This window comes from Cupriavidus sp. DB3, assembly GCF_020418465.1.
GTDB lineage: Bacteria > Pseudomonadota > Gammaproteobacteria > Burkholderiales > Burkholderiaceae > Cupriavidus > Cupriavidus cauae.
The window spans coordinates 551,778-565,033 of record NZ_JAIZPL010000001.1; the positions used below are offsets into that span (position 1 = coordinate 551,778).

The 13,256-nt window shown below is 66.8% G+C and carries 12 protein-coding genes; 7 read left to right on the plus strand and 5 right to left on the minus strand.

The window, feature by feature from the left end; translation table 11 throughout:
* The first annotated feature begins 58 nt into the window (after positions 1-58).
* The gene (locus K7G19_RS02325; protein ID WP_226105569.1) at positions 59-1,402 is read left to right on the plus strand and encodes an MFS transporter; all 1,344 of its coding nucleotides are present in this window, start codon (positions 59-61) and stop codon (positions 1,400-1,402) included.
* A 69-nt stretch (positions 1,403-1,471) separates the two neighbouring features.
* Complete coding sequence (locus K7G19_RS02330) at positions 1,472-2,485, plus strand: galactitol-1-phosphate 5-dehydrogenase (protein ID WP_226105571.1); 1,014 nt, start codon at positions 1,472-1,474, stop codon at positions 2,483-2,485.
* Positions 2,486-2,540: 55 nt separating this feature from the next.
* Here the strand turns inward: K7G19_RS02330 and K7G19_RS02335 are convergent, their stop codons facing one another.
* Entirely contained in the window at positions 2,541-3,827 is a 1,287-nt protein-coding gene (locus K7G19_RS02335; RefSeq protein WP_226105573.1) for an ankyrin repeat domain-containing protein, read from the minus strand.
* A gap of 217 nt (positions 3,828-4,044) precedes the next feature.
* On the minus strand, positions 4,045-5,118 hold the full coding sequence (locus K7G19_RS02340; protein ID WP_370639468.1) for an alpha/beta fold hydrolase: 1,074 nt from the start codon (positions 5,116-5,118) through the stop codon (positions 4,045-4,047).
* A 310-nt stretch (positions 5,119-5,428) separates the two neighbouring features.
* Between K7G19_RS02340 and K7G19_RS02345 the strand changes: the two genes are divergently transcribed.
* From K7G19_RS02345 to K7G19_RS02360, 4 genes are all read left to right on the plus strand, one after another.
* Positions 5,429-6,343: a TauD/TfdA family dioxygenase gene (locus tag K7G19_RS02345; RefSeq protein ID WP_226105575.1), complete on the plus strand. Its 915-nt coding sequence runs from the start codon at positions 5,429-5,431 to the stop codon at positions 6,341-6,343.
* A 130-nt stretch (positions 6,344-6,473) separates the two neighbouring features.
* The gene (locus tag K7G19_RS02350; RefSeq protein ID WP_150083733.1) at positions 6,474-7,526 is read left to right on the plus strand and encodes an ABC transporter substrate-binding protein; all 1,053 of its coding nucleotides are present in this window, start codon (positions 6,474-6,476) and stop codon (positions 7,524-7,526) included.
* Between the two features lie 2 nt (positions 7,527-7,528).
* The gene (locus tag K7G19_RS02355; protein WP_149318316.1) at positions 7,529-8,410 is read left to right on the plus strand and encodes an ABC transporter ATP-binding protein; all 882 of its coding nucleotides are present in this window, start codon (positions 7,529-7,531) and stop codon (positions 8,408-8,410) included.
* A gap of 11 nt (positions 8,411-8,421) precedes the next feature.
* Positions 8,422-9,312, plus strand: coding sequence for an ABC transporter permease (locus tag K7G19_RS02360; RefSeq protein WP_226105577.1), 891 nt, complete (start codon positions 8,422-8,424; stop codon positions 9,310-9,312).
* 35 nt (positions 9,313-9,347) lie between these two features.
* On the opposite strand, the gene K7G19_RS02365 is transcribed toward K7G19_RS02360, so the two are convergent.
* Positions 9,348-10,025: an ankyrin repeat domain-containing protein gene (locus K7G19_RS02365; RefSeq protein WP_149318412.1), complete on the minus strand. Its 678-nt coding sequence runs from the start codon at positions 10,023-10,025 to the stop codon at positions 9,348-9,350.
* Positions 10,026-10,325: 300 nt separating this feature from the next.
* On the opposite strand from K7G19_RS02365, the gene K7G19_RS02370 reads away from it, so the two are divergent.
* Entirely contained in the window at positions 10,326-10,763 is a 438-nt protein-coding gene (locus K7G19_RS02370) for a PAS domain S-box protein (RefSeq protein WP_149318318.1), read from the plus strand.
* A gap of 69 nt (positions 10,764-10,832) precedes the next feature.
* On the opposite strand, the gene K7G19_RS02375 is transcribed toward K7G19_RS02370, so the two are convergent.
* Both K7G19_RS02375 and K7G19_RS02380 read right to left on the minus strand, forming a co-directional pair.
* Positions 10,833-12,011 (minus strand): mandelate racemase/muconate lactonizing enzyme family protein, encoded by a 1,179-nt coding sequence (locus K7G19_RS02375; RefSeq protein ID WP_150083738.1) that lies wholly within the window; start codon positions 12,009-12,011, stop codon positions 10,833-10,835.
* Between the two features lie 19 nt (positions 12,012-12,030).
* Complete coding sequence (locus tag K7G19_RS02380; RefSeq protein WP_226105579.1) at positions 12,031-13,008, minus strand: tripartite tricarboxylate transporter substrate binding protein; 978 nt, start codon at positions 13,006-13,008, stop codon at positions 12,031-12,033.
* Between the last annotated feature and the right edge of the window lie 248 nt (positions 13,009-13,256).

Here is a 13,256-nt window from a genome sequence, read left to right on the forward strand (position 1 = left end):
CCTCATCGATACAAGGGCGTCCAGCGCGCCCCCATGACAAGACTCACAGGAGACAGCCATGACGACGCGGACCGCGGAGCAGGACCCGGGGCGCAAGCTGCGCAAGGTAGTGACGTCGAGCACGATCGGCGCGATGGTGGAGTGGTACGACTTCTTTCTGTACGGCGTGGTGGCCGGCCTGGTCTTCAACAAGCTCTATTTCCCGTCCACCGATCCGCTGGTCGGCACGCTGCTCGCCTACGCCACCTTCGCCGCTGGCTTTGTCGCCCGTCCCCTCGGCGGCGTCATCTTCGGCCACTTCGGCGATACGCTTGGCCGCAAGCGCATGCTGGTCCTGACGCTGATGATCATGGGCGTCGCCACCACCGCCATCGGCCTGATCCCGACCTACGAACAGATCGGCGTCTGGGCTCCCATCCTGCTGCTGATCTGCCGGATCGCGCAGGGCATCGGACTGGGCGGAGAGTGGGGTGGCGCGGTGCTGATGACCTTCGAGAGCGCCCCGCCGCGGCGGCGCGGCTTCTTCGCCAGCCTGCCGCAAACGGGGATGTCGCTGGGGCTCGTTCTTGCCAGCGGCATCATCGCGGCGCTGTCGTTCGGCCTGTCCGATGCGGACTTCCTGGCCTGGGGCTGGCGTATCGCGTTCCTGTTCAGCGCGGTGATGGTGCTGATCGGTTCCTACATGCGCACCCACGTCGAGGAGTCGCCGGAGTTCGCTGCCGCGCAGCGCGGCAAAAAACAGGAGCGCCAGCCGCTGCCGTTCGTGGCGATGCTGCGGCAATACCCCCGCGTGGTGCTCGCCTGCATGGGCGCCCGCTTCATCGATGGGGTGTTCTTCAACGTGTTCGGCGTCTACTCGCTGTCCTACCTGACGCAGACGCTGCAGCTGTCGCGCAACGATGCCTTGCTCGGCGTGCTGATCGGCGCCGGCGTGATGACGCTGTTCATCCCGCTGTGGGGCGCCGTATCGGATCGGGTCGGCCGGCCGCTGGTCTACGGTACCGGCGCGCTGCTAGCGGGATTGTCGGCGTTCCCCGCGTTCTGGCTGATGCAGCATTCGGGCGGCAATGTGATGCTGGTCTGGGCGGCCATCATCATCCCGTTCGGCATCTTCCATGCCGCCGTGTTCGGCACGATGTCGTCGATGTTCTCCGAGGTATTCGACCCGAGTGTGCGCTACACCGGCATCTCCTTCGTGTACCAGTTCGCGGGCGTGTTCGCCGGCGGGCTGACGCCGATCGTCGCGACCTGGCTGAACGCCAAGGGCGGCGGCGATCCGTGGTACCTGTGTGCCTATGTGCTGGGGATCGGCGTCCTCAGTGCGGCCTGCACGATGTGGATCGCCTCGCGCAACGGCCGGAGCGCGCACGAGCGCCTCGCGCCGTCCAAGGCAAACGCCTGACTCCGGCCGGGCGGTGGGGCGCCCCTCGCCGTCCTCTCTTTCTCTCCCGTTTGGATCCATGCCAGCCTCATGAAAGCGATCGTCTATACCGAACCCCATGCCGTCGCGCTGCAGGAGCGCGACGTGCCCCCGCTGCAAGCCGGCGAAGCGCTGCTGAGAATCGTTGCGAGCGGCATCTGCGGATCCGACCTGCATGCCTATCATGGGCACGATTCTCGGCGAAAGCCCGGCCTGGTCCTTGGCCACGAGTTCTCGGGGACGGTCGTGGCCAGCAGCGATGACGCCTTGCTACCGGTCGGCAGCCGTGTCACGGCCAATCCGTTGGTGACCTGTGGGCGCTGCGGCTATTGCCTGCAAGGCCGGGACAATCTCTGCGCCGATCGCGGCATGGTGGGCATGAGCCGGCCCGGGGCGCTGTCCGAATATCTCGCCGTGCCGATCCGCTGCGCGATTCCGATCCCGGACTCGCTTTCGAGCGTAGCCGCCGCGCTGACCGAGCCGGCCGCCACGGCCCTGCATGCGCTCAATCTTTCAATGCGTGCGATGGCGCGACCCCTGCCCGAGGCTCGCACGCTGGTCGTGGGCGGCGGTGCGATCGGCATGCTGACCGCCGCGCTGGTCAAGTCCTATGGGTGCCGGCACATTGCCGTGGCCGAAACCAATGCGTTGCGGCGCGCTTCCGTCGCCCGGCATCTGGGATGCGAGACGCTGGATCCGCTGTCGCATACGCCGGAAGACGCGGCCTACGATCTGGTGATCGATGCGGTCGGCGCCAAGCCGACCCGGAATCTCGCCATCGGCGCGGCACGCCCGGGCGGCGTGGTGATGCATATCGGCCTGCAGGACTGGGCTAGCGAGATCGACATGCGCAAGCTGACGCTCGCCGAGCTGACCTTGCTCGGCACCTACACCTACACGATGGCGGATATGCGCGCGACGGTGGCGGCGCTGGACGCCGGCAGTTTTGGCGACCTGGAATGGGTCGAGACCCGATCCCTGGCCGACGGCCCTCAGGCATTCGACGATCTGTCCGCCGGACGGGTGGCCGCGGCCAAGGTCGTGCTGCTGCCGGCGTCGGTGTAACCGAGGGTGCCGTAGAAGCCCTCGGCGCCTTCCGCCGGCGGGTGTCGGTATCGCGTCAGCCTAAGGGCGGGGCCTCGAGGAGCTTGACGACATCACGGTGGCCGGCGTGCAGCGCCAGCTGGGCGGCTGTGTGGCCGGCTTCGTTCCGGGCGTAGACGTTTGCGCCAGCGTTGACCAATTGCCTGACGATGTCGGTCTTTCCGTTGGCGGCCGCGGTCATCAGCGCGGCGTTCCCGTGGTGGTCGCGCGCATGGACATTGGCTCGCGCGGCAATCAGGGTCCGGACGACTTCATGCTGGCCCTTTTCCGAGGCCCGGATCAACGCCGTGTTGCCGAGATGATCGGTGGCGTCGCGATTGGCATCGGCCTTCAGCAGGCGCACCAGGACATCGACATGCCCATTTTCGGCCGCGAGCATCATCGGCGTAGCGCCGGCGTTGTTCATGGTATCGACGTTGGCGTTGGCCTTCACCAGCGCGTCGAAGATGGCAACGTGGCCTTTCTGCGCGGCGTGGCTCAGCGCCGTGTTCCCGCTCTCGGTTCTGAGATGGACGTTGGCGTTGGCATCCAGCAGTACACGAACGGTGTCTATCGCCAAGAATTCCGTGGCGAGAATCAGGGCCGTGTATCTGGCATGGCTGGCTCCATCGATATCGGCATTGACCTTGATCAGATCCCGCACCATGTCTGCGTGGTTCTGGCGCGCCGCCATCATCACGGCGGTGTGTCCGACGCTGTTCCTTGTGTGTACGTGTGCGCCAGCCGCGAGCAGCCGAAGCAACAGGTGACGATTGCCGTGGATCGCCGCGAAGATCAATGCGGTGTCGCCTTTATGGTTTGCGGCATTGACGTTCGCGCCGGCATCCATCAGCGCGTCGGCAACATCGGTCCAATTCCTGTCTGCGGCCAGAATCAACGGTGTGTTTCCGTATCGGCCACTCGCCTCGAGATTGGCGCCTGCGGGAATGAGCTGGCGGACGACTTCCAGATGGTTGTGAACGGTTGCCAGCAGCAAGGCGTTGTCGCCCGCGTTGTTCGCGGCATCGAGGCGGGCGCGCTCAGGGCCCTCCAGCAGGCAAGAGACGGCCTCGAGTGCGCCGTGTTCCGCGGCGACGATCAAGGCGGTGTTGCCCTGCGAGTCGGTCATGGTCGCCAGAGCCGGCTGCCGGGCCAGCCGGCTTGCGGCGGCGGCGCCGTTGCCCTGTTGCAGATCGAGGATCAGCTGGTCGAAGTCCGCGGGGGTCGGCGTTGTCGATTCTTGCGGGGAGGCAGCAGGGCTCGTGTCGAGGGGAGCAGAGGGAGCGGAGGGAGGGGTAGAACGGTTGACGATGGCGTGCAACATGGGCGTTCTCCAGGAGAGGTGACCAGCGACGACCCTGCGGTGCTGGATGGAAGTCGCCGGGTGGGAAAAACGGCACCAAGTTTGATGCCGGCCCCCGAGCTCCACTTGCAGGCATGTCACCTTTTGATCGGAACTGACCGATCACAGCGGGTCGCCGACTCCATCCCGCCGACTCCATCCCGCCGACTCCATCACCGCGGCCCGTCAGCCTGCGCGCTCAACGCGGGCCGTCCGCAACCCCCAGCCCGCGCAGCAGCGCATTGTGGAACTGGGCCGGCGACTCGACCTGCGGCGAGTGGCCCAGCTCCGGGAAGGCGACCAGCGTTGCGTTCGGAATCGTGCGGGCCGCGCTCCGTCCGAGCACGGGGTAGTTGCCGAGCTTCGCGGCGATGTCCGGCGCCGCGCGATTGGCCCCCGGCGCGGTGCGGTCCTTCTCGCCGATCATCACCAGCGTCGGCACGCCGATCCGCGAGAACTCGTGGATGACCGGCTGCGTGAACAGCATCTCGGAGGTCTGCGCCTGGTTCCAGGCCACCTGTTCCTTGCCGGGACCGGCGTACATCCCGGCCTGCATCGATACCCATCGATCGTATTCGGGCCGCCACTTGCCGTTGTAGTAGAAGCGCAGCTGATAGGCCTTGATCGAATCGAAGCTGGTCTTGAGCTCGCCCTGATACAGCTGATCGACGGTGGCATAGGGGACGCCCTCGGCCTGCCAGTCTTCCAGCCCGATCGGATTGACCAGCACAAGCTGCTCCACCGTCTTCGGATACTGCAGCGCGAAGCGCGCGGCCAGCATGCCGCCCATCGAATGGCCGATCACGGTGGCGCGCGTCACGCCGCGCGATTGCAGCAGCGCCTGCGTATTGGCGGCGAGCTGCGCGAAGCTGAACTGGTATCCGCGCGGCTTGGTGGACGCGCAGAAGCCGATCTGGTCCGGCGCGATCACGCGAAAGCCGGCGTTGGTCAGCGTGTCGATGGTCGCTTCCCACGTCGCGCCGCAGAAGTTCTTGCCATGCAGCAGCACCGCGGTGCGGCCATTGGGCTTGCCCTTCGGCGCGACGTCCATGAAGGCCATCGACAGGTCCTGCTGCTGCGACTGGAAGGTGAAGCGCTGGATCGGGTGAGGGTACGGGAAGCCTTCGAGTTGTGGGCCGTAGGGGGTGACGGCACCAGGCGGGGTACTGGCTGAGCCGGGCTCGGCCGCCATGGCGGCGGGCAACGTCGCGGTCAGGGCCAGCGACACGGCGAGCGTCGATAGCGGCAACAACCGGGGCGGGGTCGTATTCATGCAAGACTCCAGATGGTCGGGAACGGCGTCGGCGGCGAGGCCGTTGGCACGGAGAAAGAAGCGGATCGATGTGACCATGAGATAACAGTAAAGTTCATGGCAGATGGCCGGCCTCATCAGGCCGGTGTCAGCAGGCTGGTCTCATCAGGCGGTCAGAACGGCGCGCCCATATGCGAAGAACGGATAAGGCCGAACGATTTGATTCGTTGACCGGCGATGGGCGGTCTCCTTAGCATCGATCCCATTCGATGCCAGCGCGAGCACCGCCTTTGCATCGTGCCTTGATCCATTTCGAACTCCGTATCCAGACATGACCGTTTCCCTCCAGGCGGCACGGCCCGCGCGTCCTCCCGTCGTGACGCCACGCGCCGGCACCGGCTTCGAGATCCGTCCCTTCGACGCGCCGCTGGGCGCCGAAGTCGTGGGGCTGGACCTGTCGCAGCCGCTGTCGGACGCGGATTTCGCCCGTATCCACCGTGCCCATCTGGACCACCACGTGCTGGTGTTTCGCGACCAGCGCATCACGCCCGACGAACAGATTGCGTTCAGCCGGCGCTTTGGCCCGCTGCAGATCCACGTGCTGCACCAGTTCCAGTTGCCAGGCCATCCGGAGATCCTGATCGTCTCCAACGTGCTGAAGGACGGCAAGCCGATCGGCCTTGGCGATGCCGGCCATTTCTGGCATTCGGACCTGTCGTACAAGGAAAAGCCGAGCCTGGGCTCGCTTCTCCATGCGCAGGAGCTGCCGGCCGAGGGCGGCGACACGCTGTTTGCCAACCAGCATCTGGCCTGGGAAACGCTGCCCGCGGAATTGAAGCGGGCGGTCGAGGGGCGCCAGGCCGAACACACCTATCTCGCGCGCTATGCCGAGCTGCAGCAGCGCAGCCCGTGGCGCCCGAACCTGAGCGCGGAGCAGATCGCGCAGGTCAAGCCGGTGCTGCAGCCGGTGGTGCGCACGCATCCGGAGACCGGCCGGCGCGCGCTGTTCGTCAGCGAGCATTTCACCACGCGGATCGTTGGCCTGCCCGACGATGAAAGCCGGGCGCTGCTCGACGCGCTGTTCGCACACAGCGTCAAGCCCGAATTCGTCTATCGCCACCGCTGGCAGCCGCACGATCTGGTGTTCTGGGACAACCGCTCGCTGCTGCATCTGGCGGCCGGCTGTCCGGCCGATCAGCGCCGCGTGATGTACCGCACCACGATCGAGGGCGACCTCCCGTTCTGACGGCACGGACAACCCCGGGGGCCGATCCGAAGCGGCCCGCAGTGGCGGGATTGGCCAGCCTGATGGACCGCCTCCTGGCGGTCCGACTACCCCTTCGCAAGACAACCAGAATTTTCTCCGGAGCCCCACCATGGCAGCACCGTATCCCCGTTCGTCCCTGCTCAGCAAACTGGGCCGCCGCCTGATTGCGCTTGCCGTTGGCGCCAGCGTCGGCGCCGGCGCACTGGCGTTTGCCAGACCGGCCCACGCCGAAGGGCAGATCCGCATCGCCGAGCAGTTCGGCGTGGTCTACCTGCTGCTCAACGTCGCCCGCGAACAGCAGCTGATCGAGAAGCAGGGACAGAAGCAGGGCATTGACATCAAGGTCGAATGGACCCGGCTGTCGGGCGGCGCCGCCGTCAACGACGCGCTGCTGTCGGGCGCGATCGACGTCGGCGGCGCGGGCGTCGGTCCGCTGCTGACGCTGTGGGACCGCACCCGCGGCAAGCAGAACGTCAAGGGCATCGCCTCGCTCGGCAGCTTCCCGTACTACCTGGTCAGCAACAATCCGAAGGTCAGGACGCTGGCCGATTTCACCGACAAGGATCGCATCGCATTGCCGGCGGTCACGGTGTCGGTACAGGCGCGCGTGCTGCAGCTGGCCGCGGCGAAGCAGTGGGGCGACAAGGCCTTCAACCAGCTCGACAAGTGGACCGTGGCGATGCCGCATCCCGAGGCGGCGTCGGCCATCATCAACGGCGGCACCGAGGTCACCGCGCATTTCGCCAATCCGCCGTTCCAGGAGCAGGAACTGGCCGGCAATCCGAACGCGCATATCGTGCTCAATTCGTACGACGTGCTCGGCGGTCCCAGTTCGTCGACGGTGCTGTACGCGACCGAGAAATTCCGCAACGAAAACCCGAAGACCTACCGCGCCTTCGTCGACGCACTGGCCGAAGCGGCGCGCTTTGCCACCGCCAATCCCGAGGCCGCCGCCGACCTCTATATCCGCGCGAACAAGGCGAAGATCGACCGCACGTTGCTGGTTGGCATCCTGAAGAACCCGCAGGTGCAATTCCGTATCGCGCCGCAGAACACCTTCGTGCTGGCGGAATTCATGCATCGCGTCGGCGCGATCCGCAATCAGCCGAAGTCCTGGCAGGACTATTTCTTCGCCGATCCGGCCACCGCGCAAGGGAGCTGATCATGACCGCCACCGTCTCGCAACCGCTGCGCGTGGTCGGCGCCGCCGGCCAACGCGGCCCCCTGCTGCAGATCGACGACGTCTCGCTCGAGTATCGGACGCCGGAGCGCGTGGTGCGCGCCACGCACCGCGTCAGCTTCGATGTGCACGCCGGCGACCGCTTCGTGCTGCTGGGTCCCTCGGGCTGCGGCAAGTCGACGCTGCTGAAGGCGGTGGCGGGGTTCGTCCCGCCGATCGAGGGCGAGATCCGGCTCGACGGCGAACGCGTGCGCGCGCCGGGGCCGGATCGCATCGTCGTGTTCCAGGAATTCGACCAGCTGCCGCCGTGGAAGACGGTCAAGCAGAACGTGATGTTCCCGCTGATGCAGGCGCGCGGACTGCGCCGTGCCGAAGCGGCCGACGTGGCGCTGCACTACCTGGACAAGGTGGGCCTGGCCAACTTCGCGGACGCCTATCCGCATACGCTGTCCGGCGGCATGAAACAGCGCGTGGCGATCGCCCGGGCGCTGGCGCTGCGGCCCAAGGTGCTGCTGATGGACGAACCGTTCGCGGCGCTCGATGCGTTGACCCGCCGCCGCATGCAGGAGGAACTGCTGGCGCTGTGGCAGGACGCGGCCTTCACGCTGCTGTTCGTCACGCATTCGATCGAGGAGGCGCTGGTGGTCGGCAACCGCATCCTGCTGCTGTCGCCGCATCCGGGGCGCGTACGCGCCGAGCTGAACAGCCACCAGTTCGATCTGCACAGCCAGGGCAGCGCGGCCTTCCAGCAGACCGCGCAGCGCATCCATCGGCTGCTGTTCGATACGCCGGCGCCGGACCCCGCCGCCGACACTGACATCGCGGACGCCGCCGACATCCCGCCGCGTACCGCGCGGGCGCGCTGAAGGGGACAGCCATGACGACCATCGCCACTACGACAACGCAGTCCCTGCCGCCGCTGCGGCCCGAGTACGAACGCGAGCTCGAACCCTTCACCGCCACCGCGGTCGCCCGGGCGCTGCCGCTGCGCCAGCGGCTGTGGCAGAACAGCGGATTGCGTCGCGCCGTGATCCTTCTGGTACTGGCGGCGCTGTGGGAGACCGTCGCCCGGCTGCAGAACAACGATCTGCTGCTGCCATCCTTCCTTGCCACCGCACAGGCCTTCATCGAGGGGCTGACGACCGGCGAGCTGCTGAACAAGGCCGCGATCTCGCTGACGATCCTGCTGCAAGGCTATGCCGCCGGCATTGCGCTCGCCTTCGTGCTGACGACGCTGGCGGTCTCCACGACGATCGGGCGCGACCTGCTCGATACCCTGACCGCGATGTTCAACCCCTTGCCGGCGATCGCCTTGCTGCCGCTCGCGCTGCTGTGGTTCGGCCTGGGCAGCGGCAGCCTGATCTTCGTGCTGATCCACTCGGTGCTGTGGCCGTTGGCGCTGAATACTTATGCGGGTTTTCGTGGCGTGCCGGAGACCTTGCGCATGACGGGACGCAACTATGGCCTGCGCGGGCTGCGCTATGTGCTGCTGATCCTGGTGCCGGCCGCGCTGCCGGCCATTGTGTCGGGCCTGAAGATCGGCTGGGCCTTCGCCTGGCGCACGCTGATCGCGGCCGAGCTGGTGTTTGGCGCGTCGTCGGGCAAGGGCGGCCTGGGCTGGTACATCTTCCAGAACCGCAACGAGCTCTATACCGACCGCGTATTCGCCGGCCTGGCGATGGTGATCCTGATCGGCCTGCTGGTCGAAGGGCTGGTGTTCCGCACGCTGGAGGCGGCCACGGTGCGGCGCTGGGGCATGCAGCGCTAGGCCTCGCAGCACCCGCGCCGTCGCCGGGCGCCGCGCTATTGCCGCGCGCCGGCCTTGACCAGGATCTTCTCGATTTCCCGATAGCCGCGCTGCCGCGCATGCTGCAGCGCGCTCACGCCCTTGCCATCGGGAATATTCACATCGGCCTTCGCATTGACCAGCAGGCGGACGATCTCGGTGTGCTTCGGTCCGCCATCGCCGAGAATGATCGCTTCCAGCAGGGCGGTCCAATGCAGCCTGTTGATGTGATTGACGTCCACCCCCGCGGCGATCAGGATGCGCACGGTCTCGACATGGCCGCGTTCGGCCGCCGGAATCAGCGCCGTGCCGCCATAGCGGTTGGTGCTCTTCAGATCGGCGCCATGCGTCAGCGTCATCTTCAGGATCTCGTTGTGGCCGCGCGCACCCGCATGGAGGTAGGCGCTGTCCTGGATGCGGTCCTTGGCATTGACGTTGGCGCCGGCGTCGATCAGCACCCTGGCGGCGTCGACATGGTTGTGGCGGGTCGCGATCAGCAGCGGCGTGGCGCCGCTCTCGTCCCGCGCTTCCAGATTGGCCCCTTGCTTGATCAGCAGGGCAATGGCGGCGGCATCGCCGTTCGCGGCCGCCGCTTGCAGGCGGGCATCCAGCTTCCCGGTACTCGCGCTGGCGGGGAGAATCATCAGCAAGGCGATCAACGACGCCAGAAGAATACGTGTACGCGCTCGCAGCATTTTGTTCGGTAATGACAGGTCTCGACGACGGGTCGACGGGACGGGCAGTCGGGGACAAGCGATGGGCCCATCGGCCGTATGTGGCCTTGCCCAGGGCGGCATCTTAAATGGCCTCCCATTGATTCCCAAGCGAAATCATCGAATGGCGCCCAGTACCGGGGCGAATGGGATATTCCACGCTGGCGTCAAGGCCGCCATTGCGGGGCGGCGCGGATCGGGCTACCGTCGGTTCAGGACCGGGTGCAACGAACGCCCCCGCAATGTCCGAATGAACGAATGCCCCACAACAAGGAGACCCCCATGCCGGACCCGATCGACTATGCGCAACTGGTGGCGGCCATCGGCGATGCCATCGTGATCGCCGACGCCCAGGGCGCCATCACGCTATGGAATCCAGCGGCGGAGCGGATGTTCGGCTATAGCGAGGCCGAGGCGCTGGGCCAATCGCTCGATCTGATCATTCCGGAGCGTCTGCGCGCGCGGCACTGGCAGGGCTACGACAAGACGATGGCGACCGGCACGACCCGCTACGGCAGCGAGTTGCTGAAGGTACCGGCGATCGACAAGGACGGCAAGGCAATGTCGATCGCCTTCACGGTCGCGCTGCTGAAGGACGCGGGCGGCGCCGTGACGGGGATCGTCGCGGTGATCCGCGACGAGACCGCCCGCTTCCAGGAGGAGCGGGCGCTGAAGAAGCGGCTCGCCGAGCTGGAGAGCCAGGTCGGCGAGCGGGCGTAGGGCCGTCGTAGCGCAGGCTCGGAGCGGGCCTGGAACGGTCGCTGCGCAGCTGTAGAGCGCGATAGCGCCTTATTGGTCCAGCGGCGCGCCGTCGATGGTCCGCCGCATCGACACCGGCCGATACAGCGGGGCGCGCTTGTGCTCGACGTCGTCGACCAGCTCGATGCCGATCCCCGGCGCGTCCGGCACCGCGATAAAGCCGTTCTCCGGCACCGGATAGCGCTTGACCAGATCGGCACCGAGCAGTTTCTGGCCCGACTTCAGCACCAGGTTCTCGAAGCCGGTCGGATATTCCTGGATCGCGAAGTTGGGCACCGCCGCGGCGACCTGCATGCAGGCGGCCAGGCTGATCGGCGACAGCGGGTTGTGCGGAGCGATATCGACGTTCTGCGCCTCCGCCAGCGCGGCGATCTTCCTTGCGCCGGTGATGCCGCCGCAGACGCAGACGGAGGTGCGCGCGAAACGCACGCCGCCGCCGGCCAGCTGCAGATGGAATTCGGCCGGCGTGCAGAAGCGCTCGCCGGTGGCGATCGGCACGCGGATGGCATGGCCGACCGTCGTCATCTGCGGATAGAACTCGGGCCGCAGCGGATCCTCCAGCCACATCGGGGTCAGCGGCTCCAGCACCTGACCGATGGCAATGGCCTCGGCCGGGCTCAGGCGCCGATGCATCTCGATCAGCAGGTCGACATCGGGACCGACGGCCTCGCGGAAGGCCATCACGCGCTCCCTGGCGTCGCGCACCTTGCCGGCGTGCGAGCGGAAATAGGCCTCGCCCTCCGGTTCGTCGAGGAAGGGGTTGATATGCCCGACCGCGGTAAAGCCCTCCGCGCGCAGGCGGCGGCAGTCGGCCAGCACCTCGTCCAGCGTTTCCGCGTAGACGTGGCCGTAGACGCGCAGCTTGTCGCGATACCCGCCCCCCAGCAATTGCCAGACCGGCGCCTGCAGGCGCTTGCCCAGCAGGTCCCACAGTGCGATATCGATGGCCGATACCGCGGCATTGACCGCCGTGCCGCGGAAATGCGAGAAGCGCTGCATCACGTTCCAGTGCATCTCGATCTGGTTCGCGTCCTTGCCGACCAGATACTGGCCGAATTTCTCCAGCGCGGCCTTGGCGGCCTCGATATGGCCCCAGGAACCGGCCTCGCCATAGCCGGTCAGGCCGGCCTCCGTGCGGATGCGGGCATAGAGGAACTGCCCGACGTGCAGGGCTTCGACCGAGGTAATGCGATGGATGGACTTGTTCATGGCAATTCGATGTATTGGATCAATCCAGCTTGATGCCCGACTGGCGGATCAGGTCGCCCCAGCGGCGGGTTTCGCTGGCAATGCGTTTGCCGAAGGCTTCCGGACCGGCACCGACCGGATCGGCGCCCGCGGCCGACAGCTTTTCGCGGATGGCCGGCTGCTGCAGCATCTTCTGCAGTTCGGTGTTCAGCTTGTTGACGATCTCGGGCGGCGTGCCATGGGGCGCGGCCAGCCCGAACCAGATGCTGAACTGGAAGCCCGGCAGGCCGGCCTCGGCGGCGGTCGGCACATCGGGCAGCGTCGGCACGCGGCGCGGTCCGGCGACGGCCAGCGCGCGGATCTTGCCGCTGACCACGTGCGGCGCGATGGTCGGCGCGGCGGAGGCGAGCATCTGGATCTGCCCGGCCATCAGATCCGTGATCGCCGGGCCCGAGCCCTTGTAGGGGACGTGCGTGACCGGAATGCCCGATACCTGCTTGAACAGCTCGCCGGCGATATGCGGGCCGCTGCCGGCGCCGCCCGAGCCGTAGTTCAGCGCATTCGGATGCGCCTTGCCGTAGGCCAGCAGGTCCTTGAGGGTGCGTACCGGCAAAGAAGGCGTGACGGCCAGCACCACCGGCGTTTCGGCGATCAGCGTGACCGGCGTCAGGTCCTTGACCGGGTCGTACTTCAGGTTGGAAAACAGCGCCGGCGTCGCGGTCTGGCCGACCTCGTTGGCCAGCAGCGTGTAGCCGTCGGGCGCGGCCTTGGCCACCATGCCCGCCGCGATGGTGCCGCTGGCGCCGGGGCGGTTGTCCACCACGAAGCTCTTGCCCAGCGACTCGGACAGGTATTGCGCGGCCAGCCGCGCGACGATATCGGTGGTGCCGCCGGGCGAGTAGGGCACCACGATGGTCACGGGGCGGGTCGGATACGCGGTCTGCGCAAGGGCGGCGCCGCAGGCGGCGGCCAGCGTCAGCGCGCCAAGCAGGCGCGCGGCGGTGGATGGTTGGTTCATGGCTGTTGTCTCCTCGGTCGTTCCGGCCTTGCGCGTAGACCCGGTCGGATATTCCAGGCTGTTTGTTCGCGGCCGGTTATTGGCGCTGCATCGATGCCGATGCCGGAATTGGCGATGACTTTGCGGTGAATTGGCGGTGAATTTGCGTGGTCACCGCTGTGCAATTTGCGATGCAGATGGATGGTGACTGTAGGGAGTCGATCCGCCGTTGGGAATCAAATTCTGTAGTGTTATTTCTATGTTCTATA

Excerpts from the sequence above, each read along its gene's own strand:
- K7G19_RS02325 (WP_226105569.1), top strand. The coding sequence starts at position 59 with ATGACGACGCGGACCGCGGAGCAGGACCCGGGGCGCAAGCTGCGCAAG.
- K7G19_RS02330 (WP_226105571.1), top strand. The coding sequence starts at position 1,472 with ATGAAAGCGATCGTCTATACCGAACCCCATGCCGTCGCGCTGCAGGAG.
- K7G19_RS02335 (WP_226105573.1), bottom strand. The coding sequence starts at position 3,827 with ATGTTGCACGCCATCGTCAACCGTTCTACCCCTCCCTCCGCTCCCTCT.
- K7G19_RS02340 (WP_370639468.1), bottom strand. The coding sequence starts at position 5,118 with ATGAATACGACCCCGCCCCGGTTGTTGCCGCTATCGACGCTCGCCGTG.
- K7G19_RS02345 (WP_226105575.1), top strand. The coding sequence starts at position 5,429 with ATGACCGTTTCCCTCCAGGCGGCACGGCCCGCGCGTCCTCCCGTCGTG.
- K7G19_RS02350 (WP_150083733.1), top strand. The coding sequence starts at position 6,474 with ATGGCAGCACCGTATCCCCGTTCGTCCCTGCTCAGCAAACTGGGCCGC.
- K7G19_RS02355 (WP_149318316.1), top strand. The coding sequence starts at position 7,529 with ATGACCGCCACCGTCTCGCAACCGCTGCGCGTGGTCGGCGCCGCCGGC.
- K7G19_RS02360 (WP_226105577.1), top strand. The coding sequence starts at position 8,422 with ATGACGACCATCGCCACTACGACAACGCAGTCCCTGCCGCCGCTGCGG.
- K7G19_RS02365 (WP_149318412.1), bottom strand. The coding sequence starts at position 10,025 with ATGCTGCGAGCGCGTACACGTATTCTTCTGGCGTCGTTGATCGCCTTG.
- K7G19_RS02370 (WP_149318318.1), top strand. The coding sequence starts at position 10,326 with ATGCCGGACCCGATCGACTATGCGCAACTGGTGGCGGCCATCGGCGAT.
- K7G19_RS02375 (WP_150083738.1), bottom strand. The coding sequence starts at position 12,011 with ATGAACAAGTCCATCCATCGCATTACCTCGGTCGAAGCCCTGCACGTC.
- K7G19_RS02380 (WP_226105579.1), bottom strand. The coding sequence starts at position 13,008 with ATGAACCAACCATCCACCGCCGCGCGCCTGCTTGGCGCGCTGACGCTG.